Raw genomic sequence first — 20,407 nt, 5'->3', positions numbered from 1 at the left:
GTAAGTGATTAGACAGAATTAATTACACACTGATTTTTGTCTAATTTTTTACTAGACAAGGCTTGTAGCCCATAGTTTTGTGTAATTAATTGTCTCCTACTTCTTAGTAGGGTGCGTCAGAGGGTTCGTTTGAAAGACGAGAGAAAATGTGAAATTCCTGGCCACCCTACACAAAAACTAAAAACCCGGTTTTTGGGGAAAAACCGGGTTTTAAACTGAAAATTGGCAGTTTTCATTCTTTTACTGAGTTCACTGGTCGTAGCTACCGCCGACGCCGATTTGGGTATTGTAGATTTTGGCATCAGTGATGGTCATATCTTCCATTGATGCGCCGGATACGTCAGCGGTGTTAATGATGGCTGCAGTCAGATTCGCCCGATCGAGGTCTGCGTCATTTAAACTGGCATTAGTCAGGAAAACTGCGGTTAAGTTAGCACCCGTCAAGTTAGCACCCGTTAGGTCAGCACCTTCGAGGTTGGCCTTATATAGGTTTGCTCCTCGTAAATTTGCTTCTCTCAAATCAGCACCAATTAAATGTGCTCCTGTTAAATCTGCTCCTGACAAGTCGCACTTAAAACATTGCCCAGTTGATAGTAACTGCTTGACGTGAACGGGATTTTCAGCGCGCGCCGGGCCAGCCAACAGTAGGGGAGTAATTAAAAAAGTAGCGGCTAATAGATTGCGTTTCATAATCCTTTTTTCCTCACCAGACTCTCTATTTAACTTCTTGTGTTGATATCTACAATCTTACCATGGTTGTTTTCGCAAGTTGCGATCTAATTCACAGATGGGCTGTGATATCGATTGCCCTCAACAACGCCTAGATGGTTTCGACCAGCTAGCAAAACATAATTTCGCAAAACTTAACACTGCCGAACTTCATACAGTGCACTTTTGTAGTAACCTCTTCTAGGTTAGTTAATATAGCCAACCGATGCGTCTTTCTGAAGATGGAGATAATTCTCAATACGAGGGAGGATTTTAGGGATGATCCTATCGCAAAAAGTTCACATAAAATACTGTGTTTTTAATAAAAGTGTCACGAGACTGAAAAATTAATTTAAAATAAAGATAAGCTTATAACTTTATAGGTAGAGGAAAAGCAGTGACTGGCTTGATCCCCAGCCCAAGCTCGGCTGCATTTTTAACAATAAGTTTTAATTAGGTCTCAGCAGCCCCGTAAAAATCCACCTAGTGCTTGGAAACCAGCACTTTTTTGGAATGTCGCAGAGTCCACGCGATCCCAAAACTCAATTAAATATGCTCAAAAACGATTCCTCCAAGTATCTGCCAACCTTAGCTCAAGTAATAGACCGCTACCCCTTGACCGTTGCCCCCGATACCCCACTAGCAGAAGTAATTACCCTGATGGGCCAACGGCGCGGAAGTTGCTCTCTAAACGCAGCCATTCCACCAACCGATATCTATCAGCCACTAACAGACATTGCAAATTCCCCCACGTCAAGTGCATTCAGAGACGCGACAGGTATCTGCGTCTTTGTCGTGGAAAAATCCCTAGAAAAATTATCCTCGCACTCTGGTTCACATTCTCAATTGCAAGGAATTTTCACCGAAAGGGATCTTGTCGATTTGATTGCATCGGGCAAAAACTTAAAAGGTGTCACCATCGCAGAAGTGATGAAGCAGCCTGCAGCAACTCTGACAAAATCCGAGACTCAAGATATTTTCAGCGCCCTAATTCTGCTGGGGCAAAGAAGAATTAAGCATTTGCCAATATTGGATAGTGAAGGTCAACTCTTAGGAGTAATTACCCCGGAAAGCATTCGGCAAGCCATGCTGAAACCGGCAAATATCTTAAAAATGCGCCGCGTGAAAGAAGTAATGACCGCACAAGTCATTCAAGCACCTCGCTTTGCGTCAGTTAGGAGTTTAGCCGAGTTGATGGCGCAGCACCGCGTTAGCTGCGTAGTAATTACCGAATCAACAGAATTATCGAGAAACTTACCGTTCCCCATTCCAGTAGGTATAGTCACAGAACGGGATATTGTAGAATTTCAAGCTTTAGATATAGATTTGTCGAAAACGATCGCCCAAACTGTGATGAGTACCCCCTTATTTAGCCTCAAGCAAGAAGACTCGCTGTGGGTAGCTCATCAGGAAATGCACGAGCGTTTAGTCCGCAGGTTGGTAGTAACGGGGGAACAGGGAGAACTCCTGGGAATAGTTACTCAAACCAACATACTGCGCGTACTTGACCCGATGGAAATGTCCGGGGCGATCGATGTTCTGCACGATTCAGTGGCAGAAAGAACTAAGGAATTGGAAAAAGCGATCGCATCCCTCAGCTTGACTAACGCCCGACTAGAAAGGGAAATTGCTACCCGCGTGCGGGCCGAGACCAGACTCCACCTTTTAGAATCTGCTGTAGTGAACGCTAACGACGCAATCGTGATTATGGATGCGGGAGACAGCGATATCTCCGACCCCACCATCATCTATGCCAACGAAGCTTTTACCCAAATGACGGGCTACCTACCCGAAGAAATCATCGGACAAACCCCCAGTTGCTTGCGCGGCCCAGAAAGCGACCCCACCCAGGTAGCTAAAATTCGCCGTGCTTTCTCTCGCCGAGAACCCCTACGTCTGGAATTGATTAACTACCGCAAAGACGGTTCCACTTATTGGGTGGAACTAAACAGCGTACCAGTTACCGACACCTCCGGGAACGTTACCCACTGGGTGTCGGTGCAGCGAGATATTACCGATCGCAAGCGCATGGAACAAGCATTTTTTGAAGAAAAAGAACTCGCTCAGGTTACTCTACAATCGATCGGCGATGCCGTAATCACTACTGACGCCGACGGCTGCATTTCCACACTTAATCCAGTTGCCGAACAACTCACGGGTTGGTCTACCTCGGAAGCTAAGGGTTTGCCCCTCGCCAGCGTGCTGAGAATAGTTGACGAAACTACCAGGCGGCCGACCGAAAATATCGCCGAAATCGCTTTGTGCGAAGGTCGGATTGTTGACCAAGGACACAACAGCTTGCTGATTGACCGCAACAACACCGAATTTGCGATCGACCACTGCGTCGCCCCCATCCACGCTAGCAGCGGCGAAATTGTCGGGGCCGTCGTTGTGTTCCGAGATGTCACACAAGTGCGAACTCAAGCGCGGCAACTCACCTGGCAGGCAACTCATGACCCCCTGACGCAATTAGTCAACCGCCGGGAATTTGAGTACCAGCTAGAGCACGCCCTACACGGCGCTCAAGGTTACGGGCAAGAACACGTGATGCTTTACCTGGATCTCGATCGCTTCAAAATAGTTAACGACACCTGCGGTCATGCTGCTGGGGACGAACTGCTGCGCCAAGTCAGCCAGCTATTTAAAAGCAATATCCGCAAAACCGATATTGTGGCACGTCTGGGTGGCGATGAATTTGCCGTACTCCTGTACCACTGTCCCGTCGAACGAGGATTGAACGTTGCTGAAACGCTCCTGCGAAGCATTCAGGCATTCCGCTTTGCGTGGCAGGACAAAACTTTTTCGATCGGCGTCAGTATCGGTTTGGTAGCAATCAATCCCAAAACAGCCTCGACATCTGCGATTTTGAGCGCGGTCGATATGGCCTGCTACGCTGCTAAAAATAAAGGTCGCAACCGGGTACAGGTTTATCAAGCCGGCGATCGAGAATTAATCAAACAGCATGGCGAAACCGAGTGGGTGGTGCAAATTCATCAAGCTTTAGAAGAGAATCGCTTTTGCTTGTACTCTCAGCCGATCGTACCTTTGCTCAACTCTCCAACCACCGGAACCCACTGCGAAATCCTCCTGCGCCTCCAGTTGGAAACTGGTGAGTTGGTATCGCCGATGGCGTTTATTCCGGCGGCAGAACGCTACAACTTGATGCACGCGATCGACCGCTGGGTAATTAGCACTTTATTTAGCAATTTATCTAAAATTTTCACGGCAAATTTATTAGTCCAAAACCCCGCGGTAGGCAGCGATAAAATAGTTACCTTCCCTGCTTGCTCTCTTTCCGATCTGCAATCGTCATTTGGCAAATATCCCAACCTTTATTCAATCAACCTTTCTGGCGACAGCCTCAACGAAGAAAAGTTTATCGAGTTTATTCAGGAACAGTTTTCTATCCATCAAATACCGCCACAAATAATTTGTTTTGAAATTACCGAAACCGTTGCCATTGGTAATCTCAGTAAGGCAGCCAGCTTGATTTGGCAGCTCAAGGAACTAGGCTGCCAGTTTGCCTTGGACGACTTCGGCAGCGGGATGTCTTCCTTTGCTTACCTGAAAAGCTTGCCGGTTGATTATCTCAAAATAGACGGCAATTTTATTAAGCATATTGTCGATAATCCTATTGATGTCGCAATGGTGGAAGCTATTACCAAAATCGCTCACGTAATGGGAATTAAAACTATTGCCGAGTATGTTGAAAATCAAACAATTATGGATAAACTCAATGAACTTGGCGTAGATTACGCTCAAGGTTATCATTTGGGAAAGCCTCAACCTTGTAACTTCACATCTCCTATTTTAGAGGAATTTTTGGGGGAGTTTCCTGTTAATTCTTTGGCTTTTGAAGCTAAGCTGGCTTGTTGAAAAAGGAAATTCGGCAACGAGCCAGCAATGGGATTTAACGGATTTGAGGAAGGGATGTTGAGGGAAGAAGGAAAAGGGAAATGTTAATTTCTCATAGGGTTTACTGTTGTTTCGGAATGATTTAACCGCAGAGAACGCAGAGGGCGCTGAGTCTCCAGAAGAGAGAGATGAATAATTTTGAGACCAACGAATTTGATATCAGATCAATTCCCTCCTTCCCATTCCCCACTCCCCCTTGCCCATTACCCATTACCTTCTACATTAGTTTCCGCTGCTTCAATGTACTGACTGTCTAACAGAAAAGCACCTTTTTCAAAACGAATTCCCCAATAATTGCCGGGACGCCGATCGATCACAACGCCTTCAGCGCCGATCGCAATTAAATTCGCAGGCCGCAGCATCGGCATCGGTTCGGCAGTTTTGACGTAAGGCGGCATCGCCACAACTCTGACTTTTTGACCGATTGTAAATTCTTTTTCCATGAGTTTTATTTCCTAAAAAAACACAGCGATAAAGGAATTTTGACAACAAATGTTTCTGTTTAATTGATTGATTAGGGATGGATAATAAAATGGGTAAGTATGAATCATAATCAAGGGAATTACGGCAAAATTATTGATATTTTAGGCTTCCATCTTCGTTATATTCAAGTTCATGATATTTTCCCCCTAACCCTAAGTCATAAACACATCGTTGGTAGTTTTTGGCTCCCATATCGAAAGGGTTAGTCCTGTTCAATCTTGCCCATTCAGCTATCTTTAGCTGGTTAGTTATCCCTGAAGCATCGGCTACGGTTTTGACAATCCAATCAAACATTTTTTTCCTCTAAGCTGTCTCTCACTCTACACCTCTATATTAGCTATATATTCACCTATGGCAATCAAACATTTTTTTCCTCTAAGCTGTCTCTCACCCCTAACTCGGACGATCGCCCGTAACACCCCTGACCGATCGCGCTACAATTGTCAATCGGGATGAAAATGGCTGATTAGGAAACTAGAGGAGTAGGTGTTATGGCTACAAGTCGTCGCATTGAGCGTGTAGCTTCAATGATTAAACGGGAAGTCAGCCTGATGTTGCTGAATGGAATTAAGGACGACCGGGTAGGTGCCGGTATGGTTAGCGTCACCGATGTAATTGTTTCGGGAGACCTTCAGCATACAAAAATTTTTGTCAGCATCTACGGTACTGATGAGGCGAAGGCCGAGACTATGGAGGGTTTGAAATCTGCTACTAGCTACGTCCGCAGTCAGTTGGGCCAACGATTGCAACTGCGCCGGACGCCGGAAGTAATTTTTCTCGAAGACCGTTCTTTGGAACGGGGCGATAAAATGCTGATACTGCTGAATCAGCTTTCTGCCGATCGCAAACCAGGTATGTTTGATGACGAAGAATTGGCCGAGGGCAATGAAAATGATGATGATGATGATGATGATTTAGAAGCAGACGAGGATTAGTGCCTGAAGGTAGTCAACAGCTTTCCTGTCAACAGTCCACAGTCAACAGTCCACAGTCAACAGTCCACAATTCCTAATTTCCCATGATTGACAATCTTTCCTTACCAGAACTGGTGGCCCAGATGTTCGTGGTGCGCGCTTCTGGCTGCTTGTTCGACCACCAAATTCGCTATCCCGAATGGGAACCAACGGCTAGCAAACTCCGCTATTATCTGGAAAAGTTGGGCGTCGGGGGGGTGATTTTGGTCGGGGGAAGTGCTGCGGAGTTGGCAGTTCGATCGCACCAATTGCAGTCTTGGGCCAAGTTTCCGCTACTGCTGGCGGCTGATATTGAGGAAGGTGTCGGCCAGCGGTTCGCGGGGGCGACTTGGTTCGGACCGCCGATGGCGATTGCTGAAGTGGCGCGACACGATGCAGGTAAAGCCGATCGATATGCTGAACAAATGGGCGCTGTGACCGCGATCGAAGCTAGGGCGATCGGTCTAAATTGGATTCTCGCACCCGTCGTTGATGTTAACAACAATCCCGACAATCCTGTGATTAACGTCCGCGCTTTTGGCGAGACACCGGAAATTGTCGGGAAATTAGCCGCTGCTTTTATTAGAGGCGCAGGCGATCACCCGGTTTTGACCACAGCTAAGCATTTTCCCGGCCACGGCGACACGGCGGTTGATTCTCACTTGGAATTGCCGGTTTTGCCACATTCGCCAGCGAGATTGACTGAGGTTGAGTTGCCTCCTTTTGTTGAGGCGATGGCTGCTGGGGTCGATGCTGTGATGAGTGCTCACTTGCTGATTCCGGCTTGGGATGCGGAGTTTCCTGCTACTCTTTCTCGCAAAATTTTGATTGGGAAGCTGCGAGAAGAGTTGGGATTTGAAGGTTTGATTGTGACGGATGCTTTGGTGATGGGTGCGATCGCCAATAAGTACGGCGCTAATGAAGCTGCTGTTTTGGCTGCTGAGGCTGGTGCGGATATTTTGCTGATGCCGCTTGACCCGGAAGGTGCGATTCTCGCGATCTGCGAAGCTGTCACTCAAGGGCGGATCTTATTATCACAAATCAAGGAATCTGTCAAGCGCATTTGGAAAGCGAAAATAAAGGTGGGTATGTTGATTTCTGAACCCCCCCAACCCCCCCTTACTAAGGGGGGAAGCAAGAATTTACAATCCCTGGAGTCGATCGACTTAAGTTTGCTGGCAAACCCACAGGCAAGGGCAACTGCTGCCGATATTTTGCGAGATTCTTTGAAATTTGGTGGCAATCTACCTTTGCAGGTTGCACAACCCCCAGAAAACGGGCTTTTGCGGAATTTGATTGTTGTAGATGATGTTTTGGGGTGCGAGTTTTTGGGCAATCACACTCCGGCGATCGCCATTCCCGAACAGTTTGGTTACGAATTGCAACTAATTGACGATCGCACAGTTTCGATCGCTGAAAATACAAGTGCAGAGCATTTTTCTCCGACACTGCTGCAAATTTTCATTCGCGGCAATTGCTTCCGAGGCAGTGCTGGTTTGACCGAAGCAGCTCAAGATTGGTTTAAGAAATTATTAAAAACGGGAGAACTGCAAGCTGTGTTAATTTACGGCAGTCCCTACGTTTTAGAGCAATTTTTACCACACTTGCCTCCGAGTATTCCTTATGTATTTTGTTATGGGCAGATGCCTGCAGCGCAATCTCTCGCTCTAGAAGTGCTATTCGGCATTGACGGAACTGCTAATGCTTGAGTTGCCGGATTGGTAAATCTTTCCTTTGCTGTTTCCGTCAAAACTTAAATTCATCAACCCGGTTTCTCGCAAGAAATGTTGCCTTTGGTGGCAAAGCATCCAGAAACCGGGAATCTCATGCGGGTTCCTAAGTTCTGAATTGAGCTTTCCTGCAGATCCGCTTGCTAGTCAGGAAAATGTGCTTTTTATCAATATCCTAAGACAGATCCCATCACTTACTGATGATTCGTATAATTTATTTTTATTTACAGCAGTGAATTGTATAGCTGGATACGGACAAAATTTAACTTCCATATTCGTAAGTTTGGACTATATTATTACCAGGGCCATAAAATTTTTTAGTAAAACATTGAGGGCGCATTATGATTCACTCCACTATTCCCCAAATCCAATACTCTTTAGATGTGATCCAAGATGAAGCGCGTCAGCTCGTGCATGAGGGTGTTCTCAGCCGCCAACAGCCGATCTACACCCTGTGCCAATTCATTCCTCCTCGGGAATGGGCTTGTGTAGAGTGCGAATTAGAAAAATGCGACTTCTTGCTGCGCGATCGCATTGCCGACCTGATAGGTTCTGAAAAATGGGACAATGACTAAAGTTTGGTTCTCTTAAATTAAGTTGGCAAGTAAACTCCGGCTGTGTTAAAGACTCTTGATTCTTTAATACTGGGAATTTTCGGCGCGCAAATTTTCCAACTCGGCCCTCAGCGCTGCCATGTGTGCAGTTAATTCTTGAATCTCTAGCTTTACGTTAGGCTGTACAACCGAATCGGGAGGAGCATCAGTCGCTGCATCTGATTGCTTGGGCGAGACAGATTCATTGTCTGCATTCTCCCGATCGCCCGGTTGAGATAAAATAGTATCTACAAAATTCCGGGCTTCTCGCTCAGTCATTTCTCCTTTTTCCAGCAGCTCATCGGCTAGCTGGCCAAAATCTGACTTGAGTTTGTCAAGATTTTCTTCTCGCTTCAGAGGATCTTGCAATGTCTCAATTAAAAAGGAAGTTGCACCTAAAGTTAGGTGAAATCCTGTTTGCAGCATTTGAGGCAGGTTGTCGGGATTCATCTAAAAATGCCGCTAGAACGTTTTTCTGAGTTTTTGCTTCGCTAGTTGCTCCCAAGTCGGGGCGTAAAGCCACTTCTTAGGGAGAAGATGCTTGTCTTGTGGGTAGCGAGCGCCCCAAGTCAGCAGGAAATATCAGCTTTTGGGGGACGTTTTGCCGTTGTGCCAATACTAATCGTATCATTACTTCGGAAATTAATAAATGTCAAGTGTAAACTTTTGTAACTGCGAATCGAGACTTTCCCAGTGGAAGGCTCAGTCTATTTTAGATTTTAGATTTTAGATTGAACAGGACTTAGGCACTGCGACTAAAAAGACCTGGTGGCTGATACTCGTGCGTAAGCCCTGTTCAATCCGTTAAGGATAAAGCGCCTCACCAGTGGAGGGGTCAAATATAAATAGTCGATCGAAGTCAAGTTGTACCGTCAGTCGATCACCCGATCGCAAGCGAACACTCGCAGGTATTTGTAACTGTACAGTAGTTTCCGCGCTCAACAACGGCAAACTCGCCCGAATTAAAGTTTCTCGTCCCAGAGGTTCCACTACTTTTACTTCTACATCAAGAGGGACTTTTTCTAATGCCCAAACATCGGTTTTCAAATCATCTTCTTCTGCGGTTTGTGGCGTAAAGATTTCTATATTTTCTGGACGGATGCCCAAATCAAATCCTTGTCCTTCTCTCGCGTGCAATTTTTTCTGAATCGAGGGCGGACAGGCTAAATGTTGATTTCCTACTTGAAAACATTCGTTAGTATATATTACAGGCAAAATGTTCATGGCGGGATTGCCTAAAAATGTTGCCACCATGCGGTTCGCTGGTTTAGCATAAATGCTTTGCGGGTCTCCTATTTGTTGAATTTTTCCCCCATTTAAGACCACAATCTTATCAGCTAAAGTCATCGCTTCCACTTGGTCGTGGGTGACGTAAATTGTGGTAATTCCCAGCCGTTGATGCAGTTGTTTGAGTTCTGCTCTAGTGTCATCTCGCAGTTGAGCATCGAGGTTAGAAAGCGGTTCATCTAAAAGAAATACTTTCGGTTCGCGGGCGATCGCCCTTCCCAGTGCTACCCGCTGCTGCTGTCCGCCTGATAGCTGTTTGGGCTTACGCTTGAGGAGGTGGTCGATCGAGAGCGATCGGGCTACTGTTTCGACTCGTTCTTGAATTTTAGTCGGGTCAACATTCCGCATCCGCAATCCAAATGCCAAGTTTTCTGCGACAGTCATGTGCGGATAAAGCGCGTAATTTTGAAACACCATTGCTACATCCCGCTGTCTCGCCGGAATGTTGTTAACTAAATTATCTCCGATGTAAAGATTGCCGGAAGTTGCGGTTTCTAAACCTGCAATTGTCCGCATAATTGTCGATTTTCCGCAGCCGGATGGCCCGACTAATACCCAAAATTCCCCGTCCGGGATTTTGAAGCTGATATTTTCGATCGCGGTGACGTTTTGGTAGCGTCGGGTAATATTTTCTAAGCGAACATTTGCCATTGTGTGACTGTAATTGGTAATTGATAATTAGTGATTTTTACCTTCAGTATTCAGCCTTCAGAAAACTGTTCCAATTCTAAAACTGTGCGGTCTAATTCTTCAACTATAGGCGTTAACTCAGCTTGGCGGAATGCTTCTACTAAAGAACGATAATACCAGAGAGAACCATCTTTGCCACCTTTGAAGCGTTCCCAAACAGTATCTCCTAATTGACGGTAATCTTTCAGGATCGATCGGACATTATAAAGTTTATCAGCAGCCGAGACTAATCTGACCGAGCCAGAAGCTGTATAAATGCGATCGATATAAGCTTGCTTTCGCTGACGCCAAGGGGGTTTCGGCGTCTCGTCACTGTCGGTACAGCCGTCTACAATCGCTGTGACGGTATCACCAAAGCGGTAGCGGATGGCTTCGCGGGTGATGGCGCCACCTTGATCTTCGATCGCATCGTGAAGCAAAGCTGCGATCGCCTCATCTTCATTTGCTCCATATTCTAAAGCTATACTAGCAGTGCCCAACAAATGAGCAATGTAGGGAACGCCAGAACCTTTGCGAAGTTGGGTAGCGTGCAATTCGGCGGCATAGGTGAGGGCTTCAGAAAAACGGTTTGAGAGAATCATGAAAGTCACCTTTCTGAATTGCTATGATATATAAATTGTCTGGCTAAGTTGAAAAGACCAAATCTACCAATTTCAATCATGTCATTAAATGTGATCGAGAGCGATCGCTTGTAAACTTATAATAGTTAAACAGAGGTTGCGAGCATGACAGCTACTAGAATTATACCCCAAAATGCCGACAAAAACTCAGAGTTAGAATCACATCCTCAATTAGAAAATACACCAGAAATTTTCCACGAATCTGAGCCTAAAAAAGTCATATCTCTTGAAGATTTTTTAGTCAAACCTGCTGATAGAATGGAATGGGTTGACGGCAACTTAGTGGAGAAAACAGGAATGACATTCAAGCACGGCCTCGCTCAATCTAAATTATCGAGCTACTGGAGAAATTACAAAAATTCCAGCGGACAGGGAGGAGAAGTTGTTACAGAAGTCCTTTGCCGCACTAACAAACAGGGTCGCCGTCCCGATGTTGCTTACATTACTCCTGAATTGTTGCCCGAATCAGGCAATTTTACAGCATTTTCCCAAAGTTTTCCTTTGATAGCGGAAGTTGCTTCCCCCGAAGATAGCGGCGAAGAGTTATTTGCGAAAGCTCAGAAATATTTGGAATCGGGATGTTTAGAAGTTTGGTTGCTATTTCCTGAAGCGAGATTAGTATTTGTGAATGCAGGGCAACGCTGGCGGTTGTGTAATCCGGAGGAAGTGGTTAACACTCAAAGTGTGCTTGCAGGTTTTAGCGTAGCTGTGAGTGAATTGTTGGCTTGAGTAATTGGTCAAAATAATTTATTAAAACCATAAAAGCTAAATTAAAGAATTAAATTCAAGGTAAAATTTTTCATATTAAGAATTGGTTTAATAAGTAGGTGGCAGGGTTTAAATCGAGTTTAAGATAGCTCAAACTACAGATAACGAAATAAGTATTGATACATTCGATCGCCATCGATATATAAAGTTCCGCTTTTTCCAATCAACGTCAAAGACTTTTTTCGGGATTTTAAAGAGAGAGGGGGTGGAAAAATTTGCTGACCAATCTACGTTTAATTGTACAACATGAGAGTGGTTTCTAAACTAATCTAATTTTGGCTCAAAGTATTTCTTCTTCCTGAGCTTTCTGTGGGCTTCAATCGCTTAATTACTCTTATGAATCGGTTTCCGGCCGCCGTTCCTGTAATTGAAGAGGAGCCTGATTTTCACTTTTCCTCCGTCTACAGTGAGAAAAAAGCGATAGTTTCAATTATTGAGCTGTGTAAAATATTTAAATCTCAACTATCAATTAAAACAGGGCGGTGGCTAACAACAGCCACCGCCCTCAAGATAGTATTGCGCTATCTAAGTCTGTGCTTACGCAGGAAGCAAGACTGAATCAATAATGTGGATGACGCCATTATCAGCAGCCACATCGGCTGTTGTAACGGTAGAATCATTGATTTTGACGCCATTGGAAGCATCAATTTTCACTTCTGAACCTTCAACTGTCTTGGCAGATTTCAGCTTGACCACATCAGCGGCCATAACTTTGCCAGAAACGACATGATAAGTCAAGATTTTTGTGAGCTTAGGAATGTCCTTAAGCAGTGCTTCTACAGTACCTGCGGGAAGCTTAGCAAAAGCTTCGTCAGTAGGCGCAAAAACTGTGAAGGGGCCAGCGCCTTTGAGAGTATCTACTAAACCAGCAGCTTTGACAGCAGCAACTAGGGTTGTAAAAGATCCAGCCGAAACGGCGGTATCAACGATATCAGCCAAGTGAGTCACCTAGTTTTTGTAATCTATAAATCACTATAACGCTAAAAAGTTAATTTAGCTACATTAATTTTTTCTCTAGTTCTGTCTGGTTTTCTGATTATTTAAGATAACATTTTTTTATTTAACTCATTTCATAAAATACCTATCTAAAGGTAGATATTTGTTTGGCTATTTTACTGTATTTTAATTTATCGATGTAATCCTAAATACATTAATAAGACGATCGCACGAGCGCGCTTTTTAGACTAAAGGCAGCGGGGAGAAAGCATCACCCTGCTAGGGCATTTTGATTGACTTGGCAAAACATTCAACATTAAGCACAGCGCTAAGGCCCCGTAAAACCCACCACCCCGACAGATGGCAACAGTTTGTCAAATCCCGATCTAAACTGTTAACAACCATTAACTAGCGGAAGGGTGACATGAGATACAAACTACTAGGTCACAGCGGACTTCGCGTTTCCGAAATCTGCCTAGGAACCATGACTTTTGGGGAAGAGTGGGGTTGGGGGAGCTCCTACGACGAAAGCCGGAAAATGTTCGACGCTTTTGCAGAAGCGGGCGGCAATTTCATTGATACCGCGAATCTCTACACCAACGGTACTAGCGAAAAATATGTCGGTGAGTTGATCGCAGGCGATCGCGAAAAATGGGTAGTTGCCACTAAGTATAGCCTCAACATGAAGAATGGCGAAATCAACGGTTTCGGCAACCACCGCAAAAATATGGTGCAAGCAGTAGAAGCAAGTTTGAAGCGATTGCAAGTTGAATACATAGATTTGCTGTGGCTGCACGCTTGGGATTTTACCACACCAGTCGAAGAAGTGATGCGCGCTTTTGACGATTTGGTGCGCGCCGGCAAAGTTCTTTACATAGGCATTTCCGATACGCCGGCTTGGATTATTTCTCAAGCAAATACGATGGCCAATCTGCGCGGTTGGACACCATTTATCGGCTTGCAAATCGAGTATTCTTTAAAAGAGCGAACTCCAGAACGGGACTTGATCCCTATGGCAAAAGCCTTTGATATTGGCGTCACAGCTTGGAGTCCCCTAGCAGCCGGTTTGCTGACAGGAAAATACAACACTTCAGAAACAGCCAGCGAAGCTAAACGGCTGAATTCACCTGAATCTGGAAAAATTAACGAACGAGACCTCAAAATTGCTGACGAAGTTAGCAAAATAGCAGCCGAAATTGGCAAACCTGCTTCTCAAGTAGCCCTAAATTGGCTGATCCAACAGCCAGTCGAAGTTATTCCGATTGTGGGTTCGCGCAAACTCTCGCAACTTCAGGAAAATTTAGCTTGTTTGGAGTTTGAATTAACCCCGGAACAAATGCAACAGTTAGACAAAGTAAGTGCAATTGAATTGGGTTTTCCTCACGATTTCTTAAAGAGTTCGACGGTGCAAGATTTTGCCTTTGGAGGTGGAATCGCCAAGATTGACAGCCGCCGACTGTAAAGTTGCTGCCATTTTCTAGTCGCGGGTTTACGTTGATATTTTGGGTTTGATTGCAGATATCGGCGAACCCGCCTTTAGAGGGATGATTGACATTTGTGCTGTGGGCGCGAGGTTAAACCGACACCCACAGCGCCAATGTCATCATCTTGGTTTTTTCCCACAGACTCGCGCAAAATCTTAGGTTTATCGTTGCGGTTGCCTGGTTTCTGTGATATTGTTGAGACAGGTGCTGTTCGGTGAGTTTAACCTCACTCCATAAACTGTCAATTGTTAATCTATCGGAAGTTAGAAATCTCTGGCGCGCCTTGGTATATTAGGATACAAATTTACCAAATTAGCGATCGGATGAGTTAAAAAAAAGCAAGGTTTGTCAAATCAAAAAGCAACATAAACTTGATGGCAAATTTTCTCTCATCTTCAAATAAAGCAATAAAACTCGCTCTTTTTTCACCCCGTACTTGCCAGTTAAAAGTCATTTTACACGGTCGATCGGCATTTTAACGGCTTTGGAACCCCGCATACAAGCTAGGTGTCTCCTGAGATAAAAGTCATCCTTCAGATAGAAGTTAGGGCAGAAAAACTGGGTTACATTTAACAACAATAGCAAGTCTAACAATATTAACTTATCTCCAAGTTTCAATTCTGAAAAAAGCAGATAAGCCTGTTTTTTCCGCAGCTAAACAGTTTCTTTGTTTGGCTCAATGAATGCGGCGCTTGCTCGTCAATAAAAGTTCTCAGATTTATGCTTGCGACTTTCAGTAAGACACTGCTGAGAAATATATCCTATTGACAACTTTTAACGGACAAATTTTCATTGACAAATTCCAGAGGCTAATATGTCGCCCCCAGAAAACTCAGTAAACAATAATTATAGCAATAAAGAGCGAGCATGGGAGATCCGATTTACCTCTATAGATCCAGCCAAATCGCCATCTCAATTCGCTGCGTCGCCCGCATTGCGCGCCAACTTATCAAAAACTGAGGCTTTAGATGCACCAGATTTAGTTTGCCTGTCCCATTTGCGGTGGAATTTTGTCTATCAACGCCCGCAACATCTCTTGAGTCGCTGTGCCAAAACTCGTCGCGTATTCTTTGTAGAAGAACCTGTGTTTAGCGCGGCTACAGATTGGTGGCTTGATGTGAGCATCCACGAAAGCGGAGTCTGGGTAATAGTACCGCACCTGAGCGAAGGAACCAGCGAAGCAACAGCACAAACTGCTCAGCAAGCCATGCTAGATGATTTGTTTCGAGCGGCGGAAATTAGCCAGTACATCCTCTGGTATTACACACCAATGGCTGTCAGTTTCACCACTCACTTAAAGCCGCTAGCTGTAGTCTACGACTGCATGGATGAACTGTCAGCATTCCAAGGCGCGCACCCGGATTTAAAAGCCAATGAAAACCAATTATTAAAGCGCGCTAGCGTAGTATTTACCGGGGGACACAACCTTTACGAAGCCAAACAGCACCAGCACCCAAACATTCACCCCTTCCCCAGCAGCATCGAAAAAGAACACTTTGCGACAGCCAGGAATCTTTCAGAAGAACCGGCGGATCAAAAAGACATTCCTCACCCGCGTTTGGGATTTTATGGCGTCATAGACGAACGCATGGATATCGAACTGCTAGCGGGCATAGCCCAAGCAAAGCCGGACTGGCATTTAGTCATCATTGGCCCGGTTGTGAAAATCGACCCGGCAACTCTGCCAACTCACCCAAATATCCACTATCTCGGCGGCAAATCTTATCAAGAATTGCCAGCTTATCTTGGCGGATGGGATATCGCCATGCTGCCTTTTGCGATTAACGAATCGACTAAGTTTATTAGTCCCACGAAAACTCCAGAATACCTCGCTGCCGGCAAACCTGTGATTTCTACTCCTATCCGCGACGTGGTGCGGCCCTACGGAGAAAACGGCTTGGTTCGGATTGCTAGCAATTCTTCAGAATTCGTTGCTTGTGCCGAAGAAATCCTCAGCGAAAGTTCAGATGTTCGCACCAAGTGGCTGAGCGAAGTAGACGCCTTTTTAGCAGACAATTCTTGGGACAATACCTGGGGCGAAATGCTGGGGTTGATCGAAAGTGCAGTCGACGAGAAACGGCAGAAAGCAGAAGGCAGGATGAAAGTTTTAAGTTAGGAATGTTGAGGTTGAAGTTAAAGAGTTACACTTTACGGATTCAAAAACTAACACTCAACACTCCTCGCTGTATGTCCAATTACCAATTATTCCTTACCCTTACCCACAATCAGAGGTGTTTTAATGTTTGACTATTTAATCGTCGGAGCCGGATTTGCAGGTAGCGTCATTGCCGAAAGACTAGCAAATGAAGCCGGAAAAACTGTCCTGATAATTGATACCCGCAACCACATCGGCGGCAATGCATACGATCACTACGACAATCATGGTATCCTCGTACACAAATACGGCCCCCACATTTTTCACACCAATTCGCGCCAAGTTTTCGAGTATCTTTCGCGGTTCACCGAGTGGCGGCCATACGAACACCGCGTGCTCGCCAGCGTTGACGGTCAACTACTGCCAATTCCCATCAATCTCAATACCGTAAACAAACTTTATGGACTGAATCTCACGTCATTTGAAGTAGAAGACTTCTTCGCGAAAGTAGCAGAACCAAAAGATTACATTCGCACTTCCGAAGATGTCGTTGTCAGCAAAGTCGGTCGCGAACTTTACGAGAAATTCTTCCGCAACTACACCCGCAAACAGTGGGGAATGGATCCCTCGGAACTTGACAAATCAGTGATTGCTCGCGTTCCCACTCGCATTAACCGGGACGATCGCTATTTTACCGATACCTATCAAGCAATGCCCCTGCACGGCTACACTCGGATGTTTGAAAAGATGCTTTCTCACCCAAACATCAAAGTGATGCTGAATACCGACTACCGGGAGATTGAGGGTTTTATCCCTTACGGAGAAATGATTTACACCGGACCTGTCGATTCCTATTTCAATTATTGCTACGGCAAACTTCCTTACCGTTCCTTGGAATTCAAGCACGAAACGCTGAACGTACCTGTACACCAAGAAGCACCGGTGGTAAATTACCCGAACGAGCATTTATATACTCGCTGCACCGAGTTTAAATATCTCACCGGACAAGAGCATCTAAAAACTAGCATTGTCTACGAATATCCCCAAGCTGAGGGAGACCCTTACTACCCGGTTCCACGTCCAGAAAATGCCGAAATTTACAAAAAATATAAGGCTTTGGCTGATGCAACTCCGGGAGTTTCTTTCGTGGGAAGGCTGGCGACTTACAGGTATTACAACATGGATCAAGTGGTCGCTCAAGCTCTGACAACTTACACACAAATTACTACCAAACCGGTGATTGAATTGGTAGAAAATGTTAACGCTTCTGCCTCTAATGTCAGCTCCTCCAATGGAGTTGCCCCTCGCCCAGCCGCCGCAGCTTCTCTAGAAGTCGCTGTTGTCAACAACGGCAATGGCAACGGCAACGGCAACGGCAAATCTGCTACCAAGTAGCTGGAAGTTGCGAGTTCCTCGTAAAAAGGTAAGGTGCCCCCGGAGCACCTTACTCGGTTTTCATCAAAAGTTATTTAATAATTCAAACAAGAATTGAGGTAAAAATGAACGTTCTAGTTAAAATTGTTTTGTCTCATGAGGTTTTGGAGAATTCTCAATTTGCTCAGTTTCAGAAAGAAATACAGCGTCTAATAGAAAGCGGTGGGAAAATTCTTATGCTCGATTTCTCAAAAATAAATTTTCTGAAAAATTCCGAGTTAATGGCAGTAGTGGCGATCGTGAAATTAGTTAGAGACAGCGAATGTATCCTTTTGATCTCTGCCATGAGCGAACAAGTTAGAATTTTATTTGAACTGACGGGATTACAGCAAATATTTCATTGTTTGCCGTTTGCGGAAGAATTTTCTCTCACAAGTGAGCTAACTGAACCGTTAGGAGGTTTGCAAAGTCTTGCTAGCTAGAGAGAGAGGGGGAGAGGGCGAGAGGGGGCTATAGGAAAAATCTTCCTGGTTTTTTCTTCCTGGTTTATTGTTCCTTCTCCTGACTAATGACTTCAGCACAAGAGAGCCTTCAGATGAGGCTGTTTTAATGGCAGAACTTTTGCAAATTAATCAGCAAAAAACTTGTCAAAGTGGTGGTAATTGTAGCTAACCTATAAATATAACTTTGGGTAGATGTGCCGATGAGTTGGTTAGGTAGAGAGCTAGAAAATTGTGAGATAGAAGAGTCTGCAACTCTTGATAGTAAGGTGACAGTTCAAGGACGGAAAACAGGTTATCCGCGCCCACAACTGCGCCGGAGCAACTGGATTTGTCTCAACGGTCAGTGGAGGTTTGCTTATGATGACGCAGGACGCTGCGTGCAGCCGATCGATATTTCTGATTGGACTCACACTATAGAAGTGCCGTTTGCTCCAGAATCGGCAAAAAGCGGGATCGGCGACACGAATTTTCACGCCAACTGCTGGTATGAACGCGAATTTGACATACCCCATACAGAAGGCAGAGTTCTCCTCCACTTTGGGGCCGTAGACTACCGCGCCCGCGTCTGGGTGAACGGTCAGTTTGTCATGGAACACGAAGGCGGACACACTCCTTTCACAGCAGACATTACAGCAGTTGTGAACCTCAACGGGCGGCAGCGGGTGACAGTCTGGGCCCAGGACGACCCGCAAGATTTGGAGCAACCGCGTGGCAAACAAGACTGGCAAATAGAGCCACATAGTATTTGGTATCCGCGCACGACGGGTATTTGGCAGACGGTGTGGGTAGAATTGGTGCCTCACACTTATATCGAGCGCATCCGCTGGACTCCGCAGTTTGAACGCTGGGAAATTGGTTTTGAAGCGTTTGTCGCGGGCGATCGCCAGTCGGGAATCCAGATTAAAGTTAAACTGTCGATCGGCTGTATGCTGCTGGTCAACGACACCTACGAAGTCATCAACGGCGAAATCCACCGCCGCATCGCCCTCTCCGACCCCGGTATCGACGACTACCGCAACGAATTGCTGTGGAGTCCCGAAAAACCGACATTAATCAACGCTCAAGTGCAGTTGTGGGCCGACGGAAAACTGCTCGACGAGGTTAAATCTTATACCGCCATGCGGACGGTCAGCATCCAGCGCGATCGCTTCATGCTAAACGGCCGCCCCTACTACCTGAGACTGGTGCTCGACCAAGGTTACTGGCCCGACACCATGATGACTGCCCCTTCGGACGAAGCTTTGCGCCACGATGTCGAATTAGTCAAAGCAATGGGTTTCAACGGCGTCCGCAAGCACCAAAAAATCGAAGACCCGCGATTTTTGTACTGGGCTGACGTGCTGGGGCTCTTAGTTTGGGAAGAAATGCCCAGCGCCTACCGCTTCACTCCCAAAGCCGTGCAACGGCTGACGCGGGAGTGGACGGAAGTCATCGAGCGCGACGGCAGCCACCCCTGTATCGTAGTCTGGGTGCCGTTCAACGAATCTTGGGGAGTTCCGAATTTAGTCGAAGCCGCAGCCCACCGCAACTACGTGCAAGCGCTGTATTTCTTGACAAAAACCCTCGATCCGACTCGCCCCGTCATCGGTAACGACGGCTGGGAAAGCATCGATACCGACATCCTGGCGATTCACGACTACGACAACAACCCGCAAACCCTAGCCAAACGCTACGGGCCCGAAGTCCAGCTAGCCGATTTGTTCGATCGCGGGCGTCCCGGCGGGCGAGTCCTCACCCTCGACGGACACCCGCACCAAGGACAGCCGATGATGCTGACAGAATTCGGAGGCATCGCCTGCGCCGGCCGCGAAAACCCCGATTTTTACAGGGTTTGGGGCTACGTGCGCGCGTCCGACACGCAGGAACTGCAAAGGCGGTACACCGCGCTGTTGAAGGTAGTAAACCGAGTGGAAATGTTCAGCGGATTTTGTTACACGCAGTTGACCGATACTTTCCAAGAAGCTAACGGTTTGCTGTATGCCGATCGCACTCCCAAATTTCCCCTAGAGGTGATGGCTGCGGCAACTCTTGGCTGGGATATTCCCGAAGAAAGTTCACAGCCGCAAGCTATTACTCAATGCTAATTGGTGATTAGTCAAGGAAAAAGTAAAAATCTGAGATTTTTTTCTGATTTCATTTTGGCTTTTTGCCGATCGATATACTTCTTACAAAAACACCCTTTGTAGTAAGGACTTTAGTTTTTTATGATTGAAATCTAAAGAATTTAGTCCTGACTACAAACCTGAATGCCCCATTACCAATTCGATT

General features: G+C 45.8%; 17 protein-coding genes. 10 read left to right on the top strand and 7 right to left on the bottom strand.

All coding sequences use genetic code 11. The features are described from left to right. Positions 1–249 precede the first annotated feature (249 nt). Entirely contained in the window at positions 250–690 is a 441-nt protein-coding gene (locus QUA27_RS10705; RefSeq protein ID WP_333067914.1) for a pentapeptide repeat-containing protein, read from the bottom strand. Between the two features lie 531 nt (positions 691–1,221). Between QUA27_RS10705 and QUA27_RS10700 the strand changes: the two genes are divergently transcribed. Then, positions 1,222–4,584 (top strand): EAL domain-containing protein, encoded by a 3,363-nt coding sequence (locus QUA27_RS10700; protein WP_333067912.1) that lies wholly within the window; start codon positions 1,222–1,224, stop codon positions 4,582–4,584. A gap of 242 nt (positions 4,585–4,826) precedes the next feature. Here QUA27_RS10700 and sipA read toward each other — a convergent pair whose 3' ends face one another. After that, positions 4,827–5,066: a regulatory protein SipA gene (gene sipA / locus QUA27_RS10695; protein WP_333067909.1), complete on the bottom strand. Its 240-nt coding sequence runs from the start codon at positions 5,064–5,066 to the stop codon at positions 4,827–4,829. A 130-nt stretch (positions 5,067–5,196) separates the two neighbouring features. Then, positions 5,197–5,400, bottom strand: coding sequence for a hypothetical protein (locus tag QUA27_RS10690; protein ID WP_333067907.1), 204 nt, complete (start codon positions 5,398–5,400; stop codon positions 5,197–5,199). Positions 5,401–5,597: 197 nt separating this feature from the next. On the opposite strand from QUA27_RS10690, the gene rbfA reads away from it, so the two are divergent. The 3 genes from rbfA (at position 5,598) to QUA27_RS10675 (ending at position 8,364) form a co-directional block, all read left to right on the top strand. Next, positions 5,598–6,041 (top strand): 30S ribosome-binding factor RbfA, encoded by a 444-nt coding sequence (gene rbfA / locus QUA27_RS10685; protein ID WP_333067905.1) that lies wholly within the window; start codon positions 5,598–5,600, stop codon positions 6,039–6,041. A gap of 83 nt (positions 6,042–6,124) precedes the next feature. Beyond that, the gene (locus QUA27_RS10680; protein ID WP_333067902.1) at positions 6,125–7,768 is read left to right on the top strand and encodes a glycoside hydrolase family 3 protein; all 1,644 of its coding nucleotides are present in this window, start codon (positions 6,125–6,127) and stop codon (positions 7,766–7,768) included. Between the two features lie 362 nt (positions 7,769–8,130). Continuing rightward, on the top strand, positions 8,131–8,364 hold the full coding sequence (locus QUA27_RS10675) for a DUF4327 family protein (protein WP_333035426.1): 234 nt from the start codon (positions 8,131–8,133) through the stop codon (positions 8,362–8,364). Between the two features lie 63 nt (positions 8,365–8,427). On the opposite strand, the gene QUA27_RS10670 is transcribed toward QUA27_RS10675, so the two are convergent. From QUA27_RS10670 to QUA27_RS10660, 3 genes are all read right to left on the bottom strand, one after another. After that, positions 8,428–8,832 carry a hypothetical protein gene (locus QUA27_RS10670; protein WP_333067901.1) on the bottom strand — a complete coding sequence of 135 codons (405 nt, stop codon included), beginning with the start codon at positions 8,830–8,832 and terminating at the stop codon, positions 8,428–8,430. A gap of 354 nt (positions 8,833–9,186) precedes the next feature. Beyond that, positions 9,187–10,320, bottom strand: coding sequence for an ABC transporter ATP-binding protein (locus QUA27_RS10665; protein ID WP_333067897.1), 1,134 nt, complete (start codon positions 10,318–10,320; stop codon positions 9,187–9,189). A gap of 50 nt (positions 10,321–10,370) precedes the next feature. Further along, positions 10,371–10,940, bottom strand: coding sequence for an HD domain-containing protein (locus QUA27_RS10660; protein ID WP_333067894.1), 570 nt, complete (start codon positions 10,938–10,940; stop codon positions 10,371–10,373). Between the two features lie 144 nt (positions 10,941–11,084). Here QUA27_RS10660 and QUA27_RS10655 point away from each other — a divergent pair, with 144 nt between their 5' ends. Further along, entirely contained in the window at positions 11,085–11,708 is a 624-nt protein-coding gene (locus tag QUA27_RS10655) for a Uma2 family endonuclease (protein WP_333067891.1), read from the top strand. Between the two features lie 576 nt (positions 11,709–12,284). On the opposite strand, the gene QUA27_RS10650 is transcribed toward QUA27_RS10655, so the two are convergent. Next, positions 12,285–12,686: a CO2 hydration-associated protein CupS gene (locus QUA27_RS10650; RefSeq protein WP_333067889.1), complete on the bottom strand. Its 402-nt coding sequence runs from the start codon at positions 12,684–12,686 to the stop codon at positions 12,285–12,287. A 421-nt stretch (positions 12,687–13,107) separates the two neighbouring features. Here QUA27_RS10650 and QUA27_RS10645 point away from each other — a divergent pair, with 421 nt between their 5' ends. The 5 genes from QUA27_RS10645 (at position 13,108) to QUA27_RS10625 (ending at position 20,223) form a co-directional block, all read left to right on the top strand. Further along, positions 13,108–14,145: an aldo/keto reductase gene (locus QUA27_RS10645; protein WP_333067886.1), complete on the top strand. Its 1,038-nt coding sequence runs from the start codon at positions 13,108–13,110 to the stop codon at positions 14,143–14,145. Between the two features lie 836 nt (positions 14,146–14,981). After that, positions 14,982–16,283 (top strand): glycosyltransferase family 1 protein, encoded by a 1,302-nt coding sequence (locus QUA27_RS10640; protein WP_333067884.1) that lies wholly within the window; start codon positions 14,982–14,984, stop codon positions 16,281–16,283. Positions 16,284–16,406: 123 nt separating this feature from the next. After that, positions 16,407–17,657, top strand: a complete 1,251-nt coding sequence (glf, locus tag QUA27_RS10635) for a UDP-galactopyranose mutase (RefSeq protein WP_333067882.1) — start codon at positions 16,407–16,409, stop codon at positions 17,655–17,657. Between the two features lie 104 nt (positions 17,658–17,761). Then, a complete protein-coding gene (locus QUA27_RS10630) occupies positions 17,762–18,118 on the top strand; it encodes an STAS domain-containing protein (RefSeq protein WP_333067880.1) in 357 nt (118 codons plus the stop codon). A 221-nt stretch (positions 18,119–18,339) separates the two neighbouring features. After that, complete coding sequence (locus QUA27_RS10625) at positions 18,340–20,223, top strand: glycoside hydrolase family 2 protein (RefSeq protein ID WP_333067878.1); 1,884 nt, start codon at positions 18,340–18,342, stop codon at positions 20,221–20,223. Positions 20,224–20,407: the final 184 nt, after the last annotated feature.

It is taken from the genome of Microcoleus harperi Pol14_C6 (genome assembly GCF_036701295.1).
Classification (GTDB): domain Bacteria; phylum Cyanobacteriota; class Cyanobacteriia; order Cyanobacteriales; family Microcoleaceae; genus Microcoleus.
Note: the sequence above shows the minus strand (reverse complement) of the source record. Positions and strands in the feature narration are given on the sequence as shown.